This window comes from Rahnella perminowiae, assembly GCF_019049695.1.
Lineage (GTDB): Bacteria > Pseudomonadota > Gammaproteobacteria > Enterobacterales > Enterobacteriaceae > Rahnella > Rahnella perminowiae.
Genome location: NZ_JAFMOT010000155.1, coordinates 44,769 through 63,811 on the forward strand (window position 1 = coordinate 44,769; position 19,043 = coordinate 63,811).

Here is a 19,043-nt window from a genome sequence, read left to right on the forward strand (position 1 = left end):
CCCAAAAGGGCCGTTTTTTTGGGTCCGAACGGCAGAAAGGAGGCTAAAACTACCCTCTTCCCACCAGCGGCATGGCACTTGCCATCACGGTCATGGTCAGTACGTTGGTGTCGAGCGGCAAACCGGCCATAAACGCCACGGCCTCGCCGACGCGTTCCACCGGGATAACCGGTTCTTCAGCAATATGTCCGTCCGCCTGCATCCTGCCTGCCAGCGCTTTATTCCCCATATCCGTTGCTGCATTGCCGATATCAATTTGTCCGCAGGCAATATTAAAGGCACGTCCGTCCAGCGCGGTGGATTTCGTCAGGCCGGTGATCGCATGTTTACTGGCAGTATAGGGTGCGGAATTCGGCCTCGGTGACTGCGCCGAAATCGAACCGTTGTTAATGATACGCCCGCCCTGCGGCGACTGGCGTTTCATCAGCTTAACCGCCGCCTGCGTACACAAAAATGCACCGGTCAGATTGGTATTGATCACCGACAGCCAGTCTTCTACCGGCAGTTCGTCAATGGGCACATCCTTCACGTTATTACCGGCATTATTGAATAACAAATCCAGTCGTCCGAAGGTTTCCTGAATATCCTCAAACAGTGCGGCGACCGATTGCGGACGGGTCACATCCAGCTCACGGGCTACCGCCTGTCCCGGCGCAAACAACGACACAGCCTGCTCCAGTTTTGCCTGATTACGCCCGGCCAGTATCACTTTAAATCCGATAGCTTCCAGCGCTTTTGCAGCACTTAACCCGATGCCGCTCCCGCCGCCTGTCACTAATGCAATTTTGGTGTCTTCAGTGCTCATATCAGCTCCTTCTACACAGCGGCCAGCATACCGCCATCAATAAACAGCAGATGTCCGTTGACGAAATCAGAGGCTTTGGATGACAGATAGACTGCACCGCCGACCAGCTCTTCCGGATTGCCCCAACGTGCGGCCGGTGTGCGTTTGCACAGCCATTCTGAGAATTCTTTGTTGTCTACCAGCGCCTGTGTCATGTCGGTTTTGAAATAACCCGGCGCGATTCCGTTCACCTGAATATTGTAGCGCGCCAGCTCAACGCACATGCCGCGGGTCAGCATTTTTACCGCGCCTTTCGATGCCGCATAAGGTGTAATGGTGTCACGCCCCAGTTCGCTTTGCATCGAACCGATATTAATGATTTTGCCGCGCCCGCGCGGGATCATGTAACGCGCCACCGCCTGCGACACCAGAAATACGGATTTCTGATTCACGGCAATGACATCGTCCCAGTCTTTTTCCGGAAACTCGGTGAATTTATGGCGGCGCTGGATCCCGGCGTTATTTATCAGTACATCAATGGGCCCGATGGTGCTTTCGATATGCTCAATCGCCTGATTCACCGCCTGACTGCAGGTGACATCAAACGACACCGCATGGGCAATAAAGCCCTCTGCCCGCAGGGCTTCAGCGGCCTTCTGCGTTGATTCCTGTTGGGTGCCGTTGATGATAATTTCTGCACCGTGCTGCGCCAGCCCTTTCGCCAGCAGGAAACCCAGACCGCGCGTCGAGCCGGTAATCAGAATCTTTTTATTATCCAGTGAGAAGAGATTTGTCATGACGTTGGCCTTATTGAATGCTGATTTAAAAAGTTAGCTTCACTACACCGGTTTACTCTGCGCTAAACTGTGATGCAGATCACCTGCCGGAATGTTAAAAAACCCTGTTACTCCCGGTGTGATCATCATCATTTTGGTAACAATCTCCGGCACTTTCTGTTTCAATAATCAGGACTATTTGCAGGCCCAACCAGGAACTTTCCGCATGAGAAACCAGCGCGTGACATTACAGGACATCGCCCAACTGGCGGATGTCACGAAGATGACGGTGAGCCGTTTTCTGCGCACGCCGGAAAAGGTGTCTCCTGAAACCCGTGATCGCATCACGAAGGTCATGGAAGAGGTGGGATATCCGCTGGAAGAAGCCCGCGGACCGGCCAGAGCACCGCGTATCGGCATTTTAGTGCCGTCGTTTAACAACCAGATTTTCTCGGACTTACTGGCGGGCATTGAGTCGGTCACTTCCGCGCAGGGCTTTCAGACGCTGGTAGTCAATTACGATTACAGCAAAGAACGCGAGGAAGAACACATCATCAATCTGCTCGGTTATCAGCTGGCCGGATTGATCCTCACTGATTCCGTGCATACGCTGAAAGCCGATAAGTACCTGAATGCGGCAGAAATTCCTGTGGCCCAGGTGATGGATCTCGACGACCCGCACGGGCGCATCGCCGTCGGTTTTGATAATCAGCAGGCGGGTTATGATATGGCGAATACCTTGCTCGCCAGCGGCAAAGAACATGTGGTGTATTTCGGTTCGATGTCTGACGCCCGTGACCAGAAGCGTTATCAGGGTTACAGCCGCGCCATGAATGAACGCGGACTGACGCCGGTGCATATCACGCCGAATAAAGTGTCGTCGGTATCTATCGGTGCGGGCATGCTGGCCATGGCGCGTCAGTTATATCCGCAGACCAACGCGATTTTGTGTACCAATGACGATATTGCCGTCGGCGTGTTACAGGAATGTATCAAACTGGGGATCCGCGTCCCGCAGGATATGGCAATTTCCGGTTTTCACGGGCTGGATATCGGTCTGGCAACCACACCATTATTAGCCAGCGTTATCACTCCGCGCTTTGAAATGGGGAAAGTGGTGGCGGAGATATTGCTTAAAAAAATCAGAAACCTGCCGACGATCGAACGCGTGGATTTGCATTACCGGATCTCCCTCGGCGGCACCATTTAACTCTCCTTTTCCCTCTGTTTCTCCCCTGCGGACCTGCACACAAACTCCGGTGCAGGATCACGTAAGTGGTAACACCTTTTCTTAACATAATTCAACGTGACGTCTGTCACGAAATACTTTCCTCAAAATGCTTTTATTAAGTCATCGCCGAAAGACGAGATATTTAATAAAACGTCGCATTGAACATGCTCTAAATAATTCAGATTACAGGAAGGCGGCAAGAGCGTTAATCCCCGGGAGCTGAAACAAGTCAGTGACCGGCGTTAGCGGGTGCGGACAACGCATCTGTAGCCTGAAGTATGACGAGCATCACCGAGGAGCACAGAATGGATAATAAGATTCCTAAGGCACGCTGGCTGCGCGTAATAACGCCAATTCTTATTGCTTGCATTATTTCCTTCATGGACAGGGTCAATATTAGTTTTGCCATGCCTGGCGGCATGGATGCCGAATTAGGAATTACCGCTTCAATGGCCGGTCTGGCCGCCGGTATTTTCTTTATCGGGTATTTATTCCTGCAGGTTCCGGGCGGCAGTCTGGCAGTACATGGCAGCGGACGAAAATTTATCGCCTGCTCTCTGGTTGCCTGGGCAATTATTTCGATTCTGACCGGTGTGATTACGAATCAGTATCAGCTGCTGTTCCTGCGCTTTGCGCTGGGTGTGGCAGAAGGCGGGATGCTGCCGGTCGTGCTGACGATGGTCAGTAACTGGTTCCCCGATAAAGAACGTGGCCGCGCCAATGCTTATGTGCTGATGTTCGCCCCGCTCGGCGGAATGATCACCGCGCCGCTGTCGGGTTTTATTCTGGATACGCTCGACTGGCGCTGGTTGTTCATCATTGAAGGGGCATTATCTTTTGTCGTGATGCTGTTCTGGTGGTTTACCATCAGCGATCGGCCTGAAGAAGCGAAATGGCTGTCTGAGCGTGAACGCGACTATCTGATTACCGAGCTGAACCGAGAACGCGAAGCCCTGAGAGCCCTGGCACCGGTGAATAACGCCCCGCTGAAAGAAGTGTTCCGTAACCGGTCTATCGTCAAACTGATCATTATTAATTTTTTCTATCAGACCGGGATTTACGGCTATACCCTGTGGCTGCCCACCATTCTGAAAAACCTGACCGGCGGTGACATGAGTTCAGTCGGCATGCTGGCGATTATCCCTTACGTCGGCACCATGCTGGGGATTTTGGCGATGTCGGTGCTCTCGGATAAAACAGGTAAACGCCGTATGTTCATCGCCCTGCCGCTGTGTGGTTTCGCAGCCTGCCTGGCGGCGTCCGTGGCGTTCGGTCATAACATTATGGCGGCCTACGGATTCCTGGTCGGTGCCGGTTTCTTCCTGCAAGCCGCGACCAGCGCCTTCTGGACTATTCCAGGCAAAGTCACCACGCCGGAAGTTGCGGGCAGCGCACGCGGTGTGATTAACGGTTTGGGGAATCTGGGTGGTTTCTGCGGGCCATATCTGGTCGGCGTGCTGGTCAGCCTGTACGGTCAGAGCACCGCGATTTATGCGCTGGTAGCCTCATTGCTGATTGCCGCCGCAGTCACGACGTTACTGCCGAAAGAGTGCGATATGGCGCTGGTGCCGGGCGCAAAAGCCAAAGCCATGGCCGACGAATATGCCCGTGCCAAAGCAGCGCGACGCGTTCAGGGAGTGAAAGCGGAAATGGTTTAATACTCAAGCTCCCACATGAAGCAGAGAAGACCGTTTTGGTTTTGCTCCTCTCCCTGCGAAGGGGGATGTTGGGAGGGGATTTTAAGAGCTAACACCTTGTCAAACCACACTTTTCCTTTTCGGTTTTGACCTTGATACTCCACCCCGGCCCTCCCCTTCGCAGGGGAGGGCGTTATGCAGCCACTTTCACCGGACGGCTGGCATAGAGATACAACAAGGTGGCGGCAAGTATGCAGAACGCCATCGACCCAACCATCGGCCAGGCGCTTTTCGCGGTAAACAGTGACAGCACAGAACCTATCGCCGCACCGGTGCCGAAACGAATCGTGCCGGCCAGAGAAGCGGCTGTACCCGCCATGTGCGGGAAGTCATCCATAATGACCGCCATCGCGTTAGACGTGACCATCGCAATCACACCAACGTATCCCGCCACACCAATCACCATCGCCCAGAACGGCAATCCGAAGGTACAGACGATCACCAGCCACATCCCCATCGTCAGTTGCACAAACAATCCGAAGCGGAACATTTTTACCGCACCCGTACGGCGTACGTTACGGCTGTTGATGAGTGTCAGAATCACCAGAGCGACGATGTTCAGCGCAAAGTAAAAGCCGAAACTTTGCGGCGAAACGCCATTGAGCTCGATGTAGACAAACGGACCGGCGCTGAGGAAAGAGAACATTCCGGCAAATGAGAAACCACTCGCCAGCATATAACTGAGCACACGTTTGTGTCGGAACAGGGAAGCAAAATTGCCGACGCTGGTGCGCAGGTGGAATTTTTGCCGCCGTTCTTTGGGCAGCGTCTCTTTGATATACACGCCCACCAGCGTTGCGGCGATAAGCGCGGCAATCGCCATCGCCCAGAAAATGGCATGCCAGCTGAAAATAGCCATCAGCAAACCACCGAGCATTGGCGCCAGCAGCGGCGCTACCGTCATCACCAGTACCACAAAAGACATCATTCGCGAGAATTCGTCTTTTGTGAACATATCGCGCATCAGCGCGTTGATGACCACACTCGCGGCAGCGGCTGCCAGACCGTGCAGGAAACGCATCCAGACCAGTTGCTCAACGGATTGCGCCAGCGCACAGGCACCGGCCGCGACGGCAAAAATCATCACGCCCCAGAAGATAACCGGCTTACGCCCAAGGCTGTCCGCCATCGGGCCATAAAACAGCTGCCCTATCGCAAAACCCAGCACGTAAGCACTGAGCGTCATTTGCACACTGCCCGCCGGCACGCCATATTCCTGAGCGATCACGGGCATACTTGGCAGATACATATCGATAGCCAGAGGCATCAGCATCGATATCAATCCCAGGATGAAAATCAGTCCGACATGGGAGACCGGTTTTTCTTGCACTTTCAGCTGCTCCAGTTATAGAAAAATCTATCGCGAGGGAACGCCAACGCTGGCCACTTCCTGCTCAGTTAACGGCCGGTACTGACCCGGTTCCAAATCTTCATCCATCACAATCTCACCTATACGCTCACGGTGCAGCGCAACCACGCGGTTACCCACGGCAGCAAACATACGTTTAACCTGATGATAACGGCCTTCGCTGAGAGTCAGGCGCACCAGACAGTCTTCGATTTTTTCAAGCTGCGCCGGTTTGGTCAGGGAATCTTCGTTATGCAGTTGCACACCCGCTTCAAACTGCGCAGCGGTGTCGTCAGCCAGCGGATGTTCGAGTGTTACCAGATAAGTTTTTTCGCAGTGATGGCGCGGCGAGGTGATGCGGTGCGACCATTGCCCGTCGTCGGTCATCAGCACCAGACCGGTGGTGTCGATATCCAGACGGCCCGCCGCATGCAGTTTGTAGGCCACGGGTTCTTCGAGGAAATACAGCACGGTCGGGTGATCCGGATCATCGGTGGAACACACATATCCCTGCGGTTTGTTAAGCATGAAATAACGCGGACCGGTGATTTGATCCAGTACATTGCCGTCAAACTCGACACGTTGTTCCGGGCTGATTTTCATTGAGCCGGTTTTGACGATTTCACCGTCTACGGTGACACGTTTGTTACGCAGTTCGCGCAAAACCAGCGCGCGGCTTACACCTAATTGCTGAGAGAGAAACTTGTCCAGACGCATTGGATCAACTTGCCTTCATGGCGATCTGAGTGATCGCGTTACTGATAAAACACAAGACCCCGCCGTCGCAATACTGCAACTGACAGGGTTCAGGGTTGTTCGGTTCGTAATAATTGCAAAGAGTTATTATTACTTCGGGGGGGCAGAAACACTGCCGCGTTGAGGGCAATAGTATAGCCGTGCATCCTGTAAGGAAGAAGGAAAATAAGCAGGCTAAACATTCACTGCGGGAGATTTCTTTGATCATCGCCATCGGCAGCATTTCTTGGCATACTGCATTACTGTTTTTATAAACAGGTAAGTTAACGGAATAATCAACAGGTGATCATCGCGTGACTGCTTTTACTCTCCGCCCCTACCAGCAAGATGCCGTGGATGCCACGCTGCGTCATTTCCGCCAGCACGACGAACCGGCAGTGATTGTGCTGCCGACCGGTGCGGGAAAAAGTCTGGTGATTGCCGAACTCGCGCGCGTTGCCCGCGGACGTGTACTGGTGCTCGCGCATGTCAAAGAGCTGGTGGCGCAAAACCACAGCAAATATCTTTCCTACGGGCTGGAAGCGGACATCTTCGCCGCCGGGCTGAACCTGAAACAAAGCAGCGGCAAAGTGGTGTTTGGCAGCGTGCAATCTGTTGCGCCCAATCTGGCGGAATTCAGTGGCGAATTTTCCCTGCTGATTATCGATGAATGCCACCGTATTTCCGACGATGATAACAGTCAGTATCAGCAGATTATCGGTCATCTCAGTGCGCAAAACCCGCGCCTGCGATTGCTCGGCCTGACCGCCACGCCCTACCGTTTAGGCAAAGGCTGGATTTATCAGTATCACCATCAGGGTATTGTGCGCGGTGATGCCAACAGCCTGTTCCGCGACTGCATCTATGAACTGCCGTTGCGTTACATGATTAAAAACGGCTTTCTGGTGCCACCCGAACGGCTCGATATGCCGGTGGTCAGTTACGATTTCAGCCGCCTGCAGGCCAACAGTAATGGTCTGTTCAGTGAAGCGGATCTGAATGATGAACTGCGACAACAAAAACGTATCACGCCGCACATCATCAGCCAGATTGTTGAATTCGCACAAGAACGTAAAGGCGTGATGATTTTTGCCTCCACGGTGGAACATGCCGGTGAGATTTTTGGTCTGCTGCCCGCAGGGGAAGCGGCGCTGATCAGCGCACAAACCCACGCGGTGGAACGGGACCGGCTGATCACGGCGTTTAAAGCGCAGCAGTTACGCTATCTGGTGAATGTATCCGTGCTGACCACCGGCTTTGACGCGCCGCATGTGGATCTTATCGCCATCCTGCGTCCGACAGAATCCATCAGCCTGTACCAGCAAATTGTTGGTCGCGGGTTGCGGCTCGCACCGGGTAAAACGGATTGTCTGATCCTTGATTATGCCGGAAACCCGCACGACCTTTTTACACCGGAAGTGGGCAGCCATAAGCCGGCAGGCAATAACAAACCCGTGCAGGTGTTTTGCCCGGCCTGCGGCTTCGCCAATATTTTCTGGGGAAAAACCACCGAAGACGGCACGATCATTGAGCATTTTGGCCGCCGCTGTCAGGGCGTACTGGAAGATGATGAGGGCAACCGTGAGCAATGTGATTTCCGCTTCCGTTTTAAAAGCTGCCCGCACTGTGGCGCGGAAAATGATATCGCCGCACGGCGCTGTCATCAGTGCCAGGAAATTCTGGTCGACCCCGATGATATGCTGAAAGCCGCGCTGCGCCTGAAAGATGCGCTGGTCTTACGCTGCGGTGGTATGAATCTGGAACACGGACGCGATGACAAAGGCGAATGGCTGAAAATTACCTATTACGATGAGGACGGCGCTGACGTTTCGGAGCGCTTTCGTCTGCAAACGCCTGCACAACGCATGGCGTTTCTGCATAACTTCCTGCGCCCGCACCAGCGCGCACCGGGCGTACCGCTGGAATGGAATAGCGCAGCGGATGTTGCCGCGCAGCAGGTGTTATTGCGTCATCCGGATTTTGTGGTCGCGCGTATGAAAGGCCAGTTCTGGCAGGTGCGGGAGAAAATATTTGATTATGAAGGCCGCTACCGGCGCGCTCATGAACTGCGCGGGTAACAGGGATGACCAAACCGGTAATTATTCGTTGTTGCTGCGCCCGGACTCCGGTATCATACCGCCCGCTTTCGCCTTGTGTGGAAGTCGCAGTACTCAACTCGTCACTCGGTCGCAGGTGGCGGGGCACATTTTAGAAGTAGTTCTATTAGAGAAACATACAATGATCACTATCAATGTAGAAGTACGTCCACAGGACGAGCAGGGCAAAGGTGCGAGCCGCCGCCTGCGTACAGCTAACAAATTCCCAGCTATCGTTTACGGTGGCTCAGCTGCTCCGGTTTCTATCAAACTGGACCATGATTCTGTAAAGAACCTGGAAGTTAAAGCGGAGTTCTACTCTGAAGCTATTACTCTGGTTATCGACGGTCAAGAAACCAAAGTTAAAGTTCAGGCTGTACAGCGTCACCCGTTCAAGCCAAAACTGGCTCACATCGACTTCGTTCGCGTTTAATAACGCGACTTTACTCTAAATCATTCAGGTTGTAGCAAAGTAGCAAGCGAGTGAGTCCTGATGAACTTACATTGGTAAGTGATTCAGGTGAACGAACGTAGCTAACGCAGCAACAACGTGAAGGATGACGAGTAAAAAGTTGTTGCGCATCGGGACGCCGTGCGAGAACAAATAAAAAACACCGCCCAGGCGGTGTTTTTTATTGGGCGCGATTATTTATTACCCGCTTTACGCTGCAACTGATCCCGCAAATTCGGCGGCGTGCCTTTGATGGTCAGCGTATCCGTGGCCGGATCCCAGAAAATACGTTCGCCCATCAGCATGGCATCAAAGTTAATGCTCAGGCCGCCGCCGCTGCCGGCGAATTTAGTCAGCTGACGCAAAGTGCTGCGATCGGCCGGGAAAGTTTCTTCCAGCTGATAACCCTGCTCCTGGGTAAACTCTTTAAACTTCTTGTCATTCCACGGCGGCAACTCTTCGGACAAATCATCGAGCGCGATCTCTTCGCCAGCCTGTAACTGTTCGTTGCAATAGGTATAAACCTGCTGACGGTAGTTCTGACGCTCGTTTTTATCGAGCTGCGCTTCGCTACAAAAGTCGTCAACTGCCTGCAACAAGCCACGGTTCTGCGCCTTGGTATCCAGACCTTCGGACGCACCGAGAAAATCCATGAAGAAGTCTGAGACTTTGCGCCCTACCCGGCCTTTCAGGAAAGTCAGATAACGGGTCGATTCCGGATTGGTTTCCCATTCGGTCAGATCGATACGCGCCACAATATCGGCATGATTGATGTCAAGATAATGAATGCTGCTGACATCCAGTTGTTCATTGACGCGCATACTGCTGCGGCTGTTGAGTACGGCAACCAGCAGATATTCAACCGCCAGAAAACGATAATGACAGAAAAGTACCACGCCGCCTTCAGCAAACGGGTATTTCGCCAGTTCGTCACGCAGACGGCCAGTGGCGGCGCGACTGAATGAAAGAAAATCATCGTCCCCTTTGCGGCAGCTGCGTAATGCCACCGCCAGTTCGCTGTCTTCATTGAACAAACCGTACGCTTTGCTTTTTGCACTGTAGACGCGGTGCAGTTCTGCCATCATTTCATCAACGGCAGCATTGGGCGTCAGGAGCGTATCACGCAGCACAACATCCAGCGTTTGCTCATCACGTTTGTTCAACTGGTGCAGAGCGATCTGCTCAAGATCCAGACTCATGGGGATTTTCTCCTGTAAGAATTGCAGCCGTGTAAGAAGGGTTGATCTGCGGGGCGTATTCAAACACCGAAGCGCCGGGGCCGCAACTATCGCGAAGGCTGAAATAAAGATTAATAGATACAATCAATACAACAACGTTAACTCAGTTATAAAAATGCGGAAAACAGAGGCGTGATACGCTAAGATATTGGACTTTGTCAGATCAAGAAGCACAATACTCTATGGCACAATCATCCCGTTACAGTGACGAACACGTTGAACAGCTCCTTTCCGAGCTGGCAACCGTTCTGGAAAAACACCGCGCCCCGACAGATTTGTCTCTGATGGTTCTGGGCAATATGGTGACAAACCTGATTAATACCAGCGTCGCTCCTGCACAGCGCAAAGCCTTGTCGCAGTCTTTTGCGAAAGCGTTGCAAGCGTCGATAAGAGAAGATAAAGCCCATTAATCCACAACTTGCCCAATACCTCTCATGGTGACAAATCGTCAGCGCTATCGCGAAAAAGTATCCCAGATGATCAGCTGGGGCCACTGGTTCGCCCTGTTTAATATCCTGCTCATCCTTGGGATCGGCAGCCGCTACCTGTTTGTTTCTGACTGGCCTTCTTCATTGCAGGGGCGCATTTACGCGCTGGTCAGCTGGCTTGGGCATTTCAGTTTTATCGGTTTCTCGACATATTTACTGATCATCTTCCCGCTCACCTTCGTGGTGATGTCGCAACGGCTGCTGCGGCTCTTATCCGCTATTCTGGCTACTGCCGGACTGACACTGCTTCTGGTCGATACCGAAGTCTTTACCCGTTTCCACCTGCACATTAATCCGGTCGTGTGGGAGCTGGTGGTCAATCCCGGTCAGGGTGAGATGGCCCGTGACTGGCAGCTGATGTTTATTGCTGTGCCGGTAATATTCCTGCTCGAAATGCTGTTTGGTACCTGGGCATGGCAAAAGTTACGCAGCCTGAACCGCCGCAATTTCGCCAAACCGATTGTCGTTCTGTTTATAGCCAGTTTCTTTGCTTCACATCTGATGTACATCTGGGCAGATGCGAATTTCTATCGTCCGATCACCATGCAGCGTGCGAATCTGCCACTTTCCTACCCGATGACAGCACGTAAATTCCTTGAGAAACACGGCCTGCTCAATGCCGAGGAATACCAGAAGCGGCTGATCGAACAAGGCAATCCCGAAGCGCTGGCAGTCGAATATCCGCTGAACACCATCAGCTTCGCGAAAACCGGTTCGAAGTATAATTTGCTGATGGTGGTGCTAGATGGTGTCCATACCGACACGCTGGATAAAGATCTGCCCACGCTGAGCGATTTTGCCAAACATAACATTCGTTTTGATCAGCATTTTAGTTCCGGAAACCGTAATGACACCGGGCTGTTCGGCCTGTTCTATGGGATTTCACCGAGCTATATGCAGGGCATTCTGGCGGCGCGTAAACCTTCTGCACTGGTATCGTCACTGGAGCAACAAGGTTACGAATTCGGTTTATTTGCCTCAGACGGTTTTAACAGCCCGTTGTATCGCCAGGCATTACTGACCGATTTTACCTTGCCGCCGCCGGTCAAACAGACTGATCAACAAACCGTTTATCAGTGGCAACAATGGCTGAACGGACCTGGCAACGGTCCGTGGTTCTCCTACCTGAGTCTGAGCGGGATCAGTAACGCATTGCGTCAGGACGGGGCCAGTGTGCCGACCGGTAATACCTTTATTCATCGTTATCAGAACGGTGCAGCGAATGTGGATTCGCAAATCAAAGCTATCCTGCAGGCGTTAAAAGATCGCGGGGAGCTGGATAAAACGGTGGTCGTCATTACCGCTTCACACGGTATTGAATTTAACGAGAACGGTACCTGGGGTTCAGGCAATGCGATGAACCGTCGCCAGTTACAGGTTCCGCTGATTATTCACTGGCCAGGTACACCCGCGCAGAATATCGATAAACTGACAGATAATGCGGATGTGATGACTACGCTGATGCAACGCCTGTTGCATGTGACGACAGCTCCGGCTGATTACTCGCAGGGCGAAGATTTGTTCGCCGCGAAGCGACGCCATAACTGGGTCACCACCAGCGACGACGGTACGCTGGTGATCACCACGCCAGACCAGACGCTGGAACTGGAAAGTAACGGTGATTACCGCGCCTTTGATATTAACGGCAAGCGGATTAAAGATCAGAAACCAGAACTTAGCTTGCTGCTTCAGGTGCTGACAGATGAAAAACGCTTCCTGGCAAACTGACGTTCGCCATTAACCGAAATGATGAAAGCCAACCCTGAGCGGTTGGCTTTTTTAATGGCACCACGCCCGCATCCCCCGTCAAATTATTTGACCTTCTTCTTGAAAATAATGTCGTTTATAGCACCGCCGGAAACCGCTACGGTAGGTTCATACATCCTAATCACCTTATAAACACAGCGCGGAGAGCCACTATCGTGTCGGGACTGGTCAACGGACAATGGGTAAGCGGCGACGTCGCAAAAGAAGAAATTAAAAACGGCGCATTTCATCGTCAGGAAACGGCGTTTCGCCAGACACATCTTGAGCCTGAAGCCGGACGCTATCAGCTTTTCGTCTCTTACTTGTGCCCGTGGGCCTCGCGCACGTTAATTTTTCGCCATCTGAAAGGGCTGGAAAAATTCATTCAGGTATCCATTGCTCAGCCGGTGATTGGTGAAAATGGCTGGACGTTTGATACGCCGCAGGATGCAGGCGAAAAGATTGAGCCGGTGCGTTATGTACATCAACTCTACACCGCCAGCGATGCACACTACACCGGCAAAGTCTCCGTGCCCGTGCTGTGGGACCGCCGCGAAGGGCGCATCATCAATAATGAATCAGCTGATATTATCCGCATCCTTAACCATGCGTTTGATGCACTGACCGGCAATCAGGATGACTTCTACCCTGCTGCCCTGCGCGAAGACATTGACCGCTGGAACGAGGTGATTTATCACGACGTTAACAACGGCGTGTATAAGACGGGTTTTGCAAAAACGCAGGACAGCTATAGCACCGCCGTAACCCAACTTTTCAGTACGCTGGATACCCTTGAGACGCATTTACACCACCACCGCTACATTGCCGGTGAATGTATTACCGAAGCCGACTGGCGGCTGTTCGTCACACTGGTGCGTTTCGACAGCGCCTATCATGGGGCATTCAAATGTAATATTCGCCGTATTGAAGATTATCCGAATTTATCCCATTACTTGCGCGAACTTTATCAGTGGCCGGGGATCAGCGATACGGTGAACCTGACGCATATCAAACAAGGTTATTACGGTATTTTGTGGCTGAACCCGACGGGTATCGTTCCGGCAGGCCCGGAACTGGACCTGCGTCGCCCTCACGATCGTCAGCGTCTCAGCGGGCGCGGCGTGATGCAGATAACACACTAAAAATTGCTTGGACCCGCGCGGATAACACTGTATATTTCAACAGTTATTTCTCCCTGTCTTTTATGAGGAAAGCTATGCGGGTCGAACTGATTTTTGACAAACGGAATGTCGCCGGCATCCCTGATGCCAGCAAAAAAATTGAAGCGGAACTGGTTAAACGGGTACACCGGTTGTTTCCTGACGCTGAAGTCAAAGTGAAACCGATGCAGGCTAATGGCCTGAATACCCACGGCGCCAGCAAGCAGGAACGTTCGCAATTAAACCAAATGCTAGAGGAAATGTTCGAAGAAGCCGATGACTGGCTCGCCGTGGAGTAAATAATCCGCTTTGCCGTTGCACTTGCTTACAAAGCGCAATTGAAATAAACAATCCATCGCTATGGCTTAATATAAGATGTGCATGTTATACGAAATTCATTATCAATCAGAGCGATGAGTTGCACATAATGAGGGACAAACCGGGCTATTTTCATCCGGTAAGTTGTTCTCCGCACCTTCGCTTTTCGCTTCACATGCGCCAATGACTTTGCGAAACTGCCATGCCACCGAGCCTAAAAAAATCCAGCGCCCAACCTAATTTCTACACCAAGCGCTTTGCGCTGATTTGTCTCGGTATTGTCTGTTGTCTGGCGCTTCTGCTCGGCCGGGTGGGCTACCTGCAATTGCTTAACCAGCCGATGCTGGAAAAAGAAGCCGATTCCCGCTCGTTGCGCTCCACGGTTATCCCTGCCGGGCGCGGCACCATTGTCGATCGTAACGGCCATCCGCTGGCGCTGAGTGTCGCTTCAAAAGATATTATCGCCGACCCGTTCCGTGTACTGGAACTGCACAGTGATCTGAACAGCCCGAAGTGGCAATATCTGGCTTCCGCGCTGAATATGCCACTCTCACAACTACAGCAAACCATCACCAGCGATCCTCAGCGCCGCTTCGTTTATCTCGGGCGCAAAATAGAAGAAGGTATCGCCGCAGATATCAGTCAGTTGCACCTTGGCGGCATCAGCAGTCAGCTGGATGACAGCCGTTACTACCCGATGAGCGAAGCCGCCGCCAATCTGGTCGGTGTCGTCGGGACGGATAATGAAGGTCTGACAGGCGTCGAAAAAGGTTTTAATGCCCTGCTACAGGGCAAACCTGGCATGCGCGAGTACCGTCAGGATCGCCATGGCAATGTGATCGGTATTCTGAAAGAAGTCGCACCGCAACAGCCGCCGACCATCAATCTGAGTATCGACAGCTTTATGCAGTACGTCTTGTACTCGCGGCTGCGCGATGGCGTTACGCTTAACCAGGCCGAATCCGGCGCGGCTGTTCTGGTGGATGTGAACACCGGTGAGATTTTAGGGATGGCGTCCTACCCTTCCTATAACCCGAATAACTATGCCGGTGTTCAGGCAAAAGACATGCGCAATGTGGCAATCAGCGACAGTTTCGAACCCGGTTCGACAGTCAAACCGCTGGTGGTAATGGCAGGTCTGAACCGGCATATGATCCGCCCGGATTCCGTTCTCGATACCCATCCGTACACCGTTAACGGCCACCTGATCCGCGATGTCGGCCATTGGCCTGCGCTGACCATCACCGGTATCTTGCAAAAATCCAGTGACATTGCAGTTTCGCATATTGCGCTGGCAATGCCGGCCAACGTTCTGGTTCAGCTGTATCAATCCTTTGGTTTAGGCAAACCGACAGATTTGGGTATCGGTGGCGAAAGCAGTGGCTATTTCCCACTCCACCGCGACCGCTGGGCCGATATCGAACGTGCGACCTTCTCCTTTGGCTACGGCCTGCGTGTAACGCCACTGCAAATCGCCCGTGAATACGCCACGATTGGGGCGGAAGGTATTTACCGTCCGCTGTCGATAACCAAAGTCACACCGCCGGTGCTCGGTACCCGCGTAATGTCGGCTGACGTGGTCAGAACAGTGATTCATATGATGGAAAGTGATGCATTACCCGGCGGCTCAGGCCTCAGCGCTGCAGTGCCGGGATACCGTCTGGCGATTAAAACCGGTACAGCGGAAAAAATGGGGAGCAGTGGCAAATACGACGGTGGTTACATTAACTACACCGCCGGTGTTGCGCCCGCGAGTAATCCGCGCGTTGCGCTGGTGGTGATGGTCAATAATCCACAAGCGGGCAAGCACTTTGGTGGGTCGGTGGCTGGCCCGATTTTTGGACATATTATGGGCGAAGTCCTCAATCATATGAACATAGCGCCGGATGCGCTGGTGCCGGAAACGCCACCAACGACGGTGATTAATGACGGGCAGAAAACCGAGTTGGTGCGTCGCCCGGCCACCGATGGTTAAGCGAACGCGATCAAAATCATTAAACATTTCTGACAGACTGGATCTCACCGAAATAAGCGGTTAACGTTCGCAGTGTTTATTGGCTGAAGAAATTGCTGGCTGACACATTGTGGAGGAAGAGCGTAGGCTCTGTAAGAAAAAGAATGAAACGGCTTCTTATCGTATTTTTGATATTTGTCGCGGTTTGTCTGGGGGTTATTGCCCTGAATATGCAGGGCAGCGGCCCGTGGTAACTGAGTTCCGTTCCCTGAAAAGGGATAAAGGGAGACATCATTTTGCCAACCGGTAAGAACTTCGTGATTTTGATTGTTCTTATTCTCGTCGGGATGGTGATGGTGGACGATGGCATCGCCCGGTTAATCCACTGGATCCTGTTGCGTTAAAACATGGCCCGTCAGGCTGTCATTACAACAGTCCTGCCCACCGGGCCATTATTGTCCGCCGGGACGCTGAACATCTCTGAGCAACACCTGCCACGCCAACCTGACGAACTCGTGTATAATAGCGGTATTCAACCTTAATACAGACTGGTTATGGCTCAAGACATTCATATCGCTATCGTCTGCGCACTCAGCAAATGGATTGAAGGCCATCTGGGTCGTGTGATCCACCTTGAAGAACTGGCTGAGTATTCAGGCTATTCGCTCTGGCACATGCAAAAACTGTTCAAAGAATCAACCGGCATTTCTCTGGGGAAGTACATCCGGGAACGCCGTCTGGCCAGTGCTGTTTATCAACTGAGCAGCAGTGAAACGCCGATTTTTGATATCGCGATGGATTTCGGCTTCGGTTCGCAATCGCATTTCACTTACATGTTCCGCAAGCGTTTCAACATAACGCCACATGAATTCCGCCAGAACCCTGACATCAAACTCGATGTGTCTCCCCCGCTGCATCTGATCCACCAGAAATCAGCCTGAGGCTGTCAGAAACCGAAATCACTCAGGCCCGGATGTTCGTCCGGCCTGCGCCCCAAAGGCCAGTGGTACTGTCGTTCGCTTTCCTGAATCGGCAGATCATTGATGCAGGCGTGACGGGCAAACATCAGCCCCTGCTCATTGAATTCCCAGTTTTCATTGCCAAAACTGCGGAACCAGTTGCCCGAATCATCCCGCCATTCATAAGCAAAACGCACGGCGATCCGCGCCCCGTCAAACGCCCACAGCTCTTTAATCAGGCGATACTCCAGTTCTCTGGCCCATTTACGCTGCAGGAAGCTCACCACGGCATCCTGCCCGTGCACAAACTCGCTGCGGTTACGCCAGACAGTATCCGCCGAGTAAACCTGGCTGACTCTGTGCGGATCGCGACTGTTCCAGGCATCTTCTGCCAGACGCACTTTTTCGATTGCGCTTTCGCGGGTAAATGGCGGTAACGGCGGTTTAACGGACATAAGCACCTCGGTCTGGGAAGAAATTCACCTGAACACCATAGCGGTGTTTTACAGCATTCTCACGCCAAATTGTGCCCACAAAAAACGCGGCCCTCTCAGGCCGCGTTCCTGAAGAACGTGCTGTTTACTGCTGTTCTTTACTGTTAAAGCAACGCGCTATTCTGTGTCTGAGAAAGGCACGCTTAGAACTGATACACCAGGCCTACCGCAGTCACATCGTCGGTATTGATACCGGCGTTGTCGGTGAAGGTGCTGCTGTCGATCAGGTTAATTTTATAGTCGACATAGGCTGACATATTTTTGTTGAAGTAGTAAGTCGCACCCAGGTCAACAAATTTAACCAGATCCTGATCCTGATAGTTATTACCCAGACGGTCTGAACCTAAATCCTTACCACGGGTTTGGTTATAGGCTACGAACGGACGCAGACCAAAATCGAACTGGTAACTGGCGTAGGCTTCAAATGCCTGGGATTCGTTAGCATAACCGTAAGCTTCTGAATCGGTAGAACCGAAACGGGAAGCGTTGTAAGCCTGGGTGAACATCGCAGCCAGATAGACGTTATTGGCGTCATATTTCAGACCACCGGTGTAGCCTTCCGCTTTTTTACCGTCGCCCATGATATTTGGTGCGGAGTTTTGTTCGTCAGTACGGTCAGAGTTGAAGAACGCACCCGCTACGCTGACGCCCGCGCCAATATCGTAGCTCAGGGACATACCGTAACCGTCACCGTTCTGTGTCAGCACATCACGGGTACCTGGTTCACCGCCACCGCTGTCGTTTTTACCCTGATATTGCAGGGCAAAATGCAGGCCATCGACCAGACCAAAGAAGTTATCGTTACGGTAAGTAGCCACGCCGTTGGTACGCTGATAAAGGAACTGGTCAGCGCCGTAAGTAGAACCATCGAACTCAGGCTGCATGTCAGTCCAGGCGGCAACGTCATACATCACGCCGTTGTTACGACCGTAGTCGAATGAACCCATGTCACCAAATTTCAGACCGGCGAAACCATAACGGGTAAATGCACGGTCACCGTCATCCGAGCTTTCAGCCTGGTTAGCCTGAACCTGATATTCCCACTGGCCGTAACCGGTCAGTTGATCAGTAATCTGAGTTTCGCCTTTGAAACCAAGGCGGATGTAGCTCTGGTCGCCGTCTGAGCCTTTGTCGTTAGAGAAGTAGTGCAAACCATCAACTAAACCGTACAGGTCCAGTTTATTACCATCTTTATTATAAACTTCTGCCGCACTTGCTGATCCTGCCACCATTAAAGCAGGGATCATGAGTGAAAGAACACGGAGTTTCATTTTTTTATCCTCGGTAGGTGTCGGACCGTGCCACTGAATGTAAAGTACACGTTTTTACTGCTTTAGATCTGCATAACGTTTTTGTTTCTGTATAAATGTTGGCCCGACATGGCAATTCTATTCTCATGATATAATTTCTTTTAATCCAGAAAGAAAATGATACGAAATTAGTGAAGGCATTACTTATATATTAGAACTTGTAACTAAATATTAATATCGGGTAAATTTACGTCTATTTATTTTTGTTAAAATAAAGCACTCAAAGCTAAATTTACAAAATAATCAATATTATCAATT

17 protein-coding genes are annotated in these 19,043 nt (G+C 52.0%); 10 read left to right on the top strand and 7 right to left on the bottom strand.

Going from position 1 to position 19,043, the window contains the following annotated elements; all coding sequences use genetic code 11:
* Positions 1–49: 49 nt before the first annotated feature.
* Positions 50–805: an SDR family oxidoreductase gene (locus J1781_RS04025; protein ID WP_129952378.1), complete on the bottom strand. Its 756-nt coding sequence runs from the start codon at positions 803–805 to the stop codon at positions 50–52.
* Positions 806–816: 11 nt separating this feature from the next.
* Positions 817–1,581: a gluconate 5-dehydrogenase gene (gene idnO, locus J1781_RS04030; protein ID WP_217220487.1), complete on the bottom strand. Its 765-nt coding sequence runs from the start codon at positions 1,579–1,581 to the stop codon at positions 817–819.
* Between the two features lie 205 nt (positions 1,582–1,786).
* On the opposite strand from idnO, the gene J1781_RS04035 reads away from it, so the two are divergent.
* Together J1781_RS04035 and J1781_RS04040 are read left to right on the top strand one after the other, a co-directional pair.
* Positions 1,787–2,770: a LacI family DNA-binding transcriptional regulator gene (locus J1781_RS04035; protein ID WP_217158815.1), complete on the top strand. Its 984-nt coding sequence runs from the start codon at positions 1,787–1,789 to the stop codon at positions 2,768–2,770.
* 326 nt (positions 2,771–3,096) lie between these two features.
* Positions 3,097–4,449 carry an MFS transporter gene (locus J1781_RS04040; protein ID WP_129952375.1) on the top strand — a complete coding sequence of 451 codons (1,353 nt, stop codon included), beginning with the start codon at positions 3,097–3,099 and terminating at the stop codon, positions 4,447–4,449.
* A 172-nt stretch (positions 4,450–4,621) separates the two neighbouring features.
* Here the strand turns inward: J1781_RS04040 and J1781_RS04045 are convergent, their stop codons facing one another.
* Together J1781_RS04045 and rsuA are read right to left on the bottom strand one after the other, a co-directional pair.
* Positions 4,622–5,818, bottom strand: a complete 1,197-nt coding sequence (locus J1781_RS04045) for a Bcr/CflA family multidrug efflux MFS transporter (protein ID WP_129952374.1) — start codon at positions 5,816–5,818, stop codon at positions 4,622–4,624.
* 27 nt (positions 5,819–5,845) lie between these two features.
* A complete protein-coding gene (gene rsuA, locus J1781_RS04050) occupies positions 5,846–6,553 on the bottom strand; it encodes a 16S rRNA pseudouridine(516) synthase RsuA (protein WP_013574637.1) in 708 nt (235 codons plus the stop codon).
* 332 nt (positions 6,554–6,885) lie between these two features.
* Between rsuA and J1781_RS04055 the strand changes: the two genes are divergently transcribed.
* Together J1781_RS04055 and rplY are read left to right on the top strand one after the other, a co-directional pair.
* Positions 6,886–8,649 (top strand): DNA repair helicase RadD, encoded by a 1,764-nt coding sequence (locus tag J1781_RS04055; protein ID WP_217220482.1) that lies wholly within the window; start codon positions 6,886–6,888, stop codon positions 8,647–8,649.
* A 160-nt stretch (positions 8,650–8,809) separates the two neighbouring features.
* The gene (gene rplY, locus J1781_RS04060; protein ID WP_129952372.1) at positions 8,810–9,100 is read left to right on the top strand and encodes a 50S ribosomal protein L25; all 291 of its coding nucleotides are present in this window, start codon (positions 8,810–8,812) and stop codon (positions 9,098–9,100) included.
* Positions 9,101–9,312: 212 nt separating this feature from the next.
* On the opposite strand, the gene yejK is transcribed toward rplY, so the two are convergent.
* Positions 9,313–10,317: a nucleoid-associated protein YejK gene (gene yejK / locus J1781_RS04065; protein WP_129952371.1), complete on the bottom strand. Its 1,005-nt coding sequence runs from the start codon at positions 10,315–10,317 to the stop codon at positions 9,313–9,315.
* A 221-nt stretch (positions 10,318–10,538) separates the two neighbouring features.
* Here yejK and J1781_RS04070 point away from each other — a divergent pair, with 221 nt between their 5' ends.
* From J1781_RS04070 to J1781_RS04095, 6 genes are all read left to right on the top strand, one after another.
* Entirely contained in the window at positions 10,539–10,766 is a 228-nt protein-coding gene (locus J1781_RS04070; protein WP_015696497.1) for a YejL family protein, read from the top strand.
* Between the two features lie 24 nt (positions 10,767–10,790).
* Positions 10,791–12,572 carry an LPS biosynthesis-modulating metalloenzyme YejM gene (gene yejM / locus J1781_RS04075; RefSeq protein WP_217233241.1) on the top strand — a complete coding sequence of 594 codons (1,782 nt, stop codon included), beginning with the start codon at positions 10,791–10,793 and terminating at the stop codon, positions 12,570–12,572.
* A gap of 194 nt (positions 12,573–12,766) precedes the next feature.
* Positions 12,767–13,732 carry a glutathione S-transferase family protein gene (locus tag J1781_RS04080; protein ID WP_217158817.1) on the top strand — a complete coding sequence of 322 codons (966 nt, stop codon included), beginning with the start codon at positions 12,767–12,769 and terminating at the stop codon, positions 13,730–13,732.
* Positions 13,733–13,806: 74 nt separating this feature from the next.
* On the top strand, positions 13,807–14,049 hold the full coding sequence (locus J1781_RS04085; RefSeq protein WP_129952368.1) for a DinI family protein: 243 nt from the start codon (positions 13,807–13,809) through the stop codon (positions 14,047–14,049).
* Between the two features lie 221 nt (positions 14,050–14,270).
* A complete protein-coding gene (locus tag J1781_RS04090; RefSeq protein ID WP_129952367.1) occupies positions 14,271–16,043 on the top strand; it encodes a penicillin-binding transpeptidase domain-containing protein in 1,773 nt (590 codons plus the stop codon).
* 533 nt (positions 16,044–16,576) lie between these two features.
* Positions 16,577–16,963, top strand: a complete 387-nt coding sequence (locus J1781_RS04095; RefSeq protein ID WP_013574628.1) for a helix-turn-helix domain-containing protein — start codon at positions 16,577–16,579, stop codon at positions 16,961–16,963.
* A 5-nt stretch (positions 16,964–16,968) separates the two neighbouring features.
* Here the strand turns inward: J1781_RS04095 and J1781_RS04100 are convergent, their stop codons facing one another.
* Together J1781_RS04100 and ompC are read right to left on the bottom strand one after the other, a co-directional pair.
* Entirely contained in the window at positions 16,969–17,436 is a 468-nt protein-coding gene (locus J1781_RS04100; protein WP_129952366.1) for a nuclear transport factor 2 family protein, read from the bottom strand.
* A gap of 182 nt (positions 17,437–17,618) precedes the next feature.
* The gene (gene ompC, locus J1781_RS04105) at positions 17,619–18,746 is read right to left on the bottom strand and encodes a porin OmpC (protein WP_129952365.1); all 1,128 of its coding nucleotides are present in this window, start codon (positions 18,744–18,746) and stop codon (positions 17,619–17,621) included.
* Positions 18,747–19,043: the final 297 nt, after the last annotated feature.

Excerpts from the sequence above, each read along its gene's own strand:
- J1781_RS04095 (WP_013574628.1), top strand. The coding sequence starts at position 16,577 with ATGGCTCAAGACATTCATATCGCTATCGTCTGCGCACTCAGCAAATGG.
- J1781_RS04100 (WP_129952366.1), bottom strand. The coding sequence starts at position 17,436 with ATGTCCGTTAAACCGCCGTTACCGCCATTTACCCGCGAAAGCGCAATC.
- rsuA (WP_013574637.1), bottom strand. The coding sequence starts at position 6,553 with ATGCGTCTGGACAAGTTTCTCTCTCAGCAATTAGGTGTAAGCCGCGCG.
- yejK (WP_129952371.1), bottom strand. The coding sequence starts at position 10,317 with ATGAGTCTGGATCTTGAGCAGATCGCTCTGCACCAGTTGAACAAACGT.
- J1781_RS04085 (WP_129952368.1), top strand. The coding sequence starts at position 13,807 with ATGCGGGTCGAACTGATTTTTGACAAACGGAATGTCGCCGGCATCCCT.
- idnO (WP_217220487.1), bottom strand. The coding sequence starts at position 1,581 with ATGACAAATCTCTTCTCACTGGATAATAAAAAGATTCTGATTACCGGC.
- ompC (WP_129952365.1), bottom strand. The coding sequence starts at position 18,746 with ATGAAACTCCGTGTTCTTTCACTCATGATCCCTGCTTTAATGGTGGCA.
- rplY (WP_129952372.1), top strand. The coding sequence starts at position 8,810 with ATGATCACTATCAATGTAGAAGTACGTCCACAGGACGAGCAGGGCAAA.
- J1781_RS04090 (WP_129952367.1), top strand. The coding sequence starts at position 14,271 with ATGCCACCGAGCCTAAAAAAATCCAGCGCCCAACCTAATTTCTACACC.
- J1781_RS04025 (WP_129952378.1), bottom strand. The coding sequence starts at position 805 with ATGAGCACTGAAGACACCAAAATTGCATTAGTGACAGGCGGCGGGAGC.
- J1781_RS04070 (WP_015696497.1), top strand. The coding sequence starts at position 10,539 with ATGGCACAATCATCCCGTTACAGTGACGAACACGTTGAACAGCTCCTT.
- J1781_RS04035 (WP_217158815.1), top strand. The coding sequence starts at position 1,787 with ATGAGAAACCAGCGCGTGACATTACAGGACATCGCCCAACTGGCGGAT.
- J1781_RS04040 (WP_129952375.1), top strand. The coding sequence starts at position 3,097 with ATGGATAATAAGATTCCTAAGGCACGCTGGCTGCGCGTAATAACGCCA.
- yejM (WP_217233241.1), top strand. The coding sequence starts at position 10,791 with ATGGTGACAAATCGTCAGCGCTATCGCGAAAAAGTATCCCAGATGATC.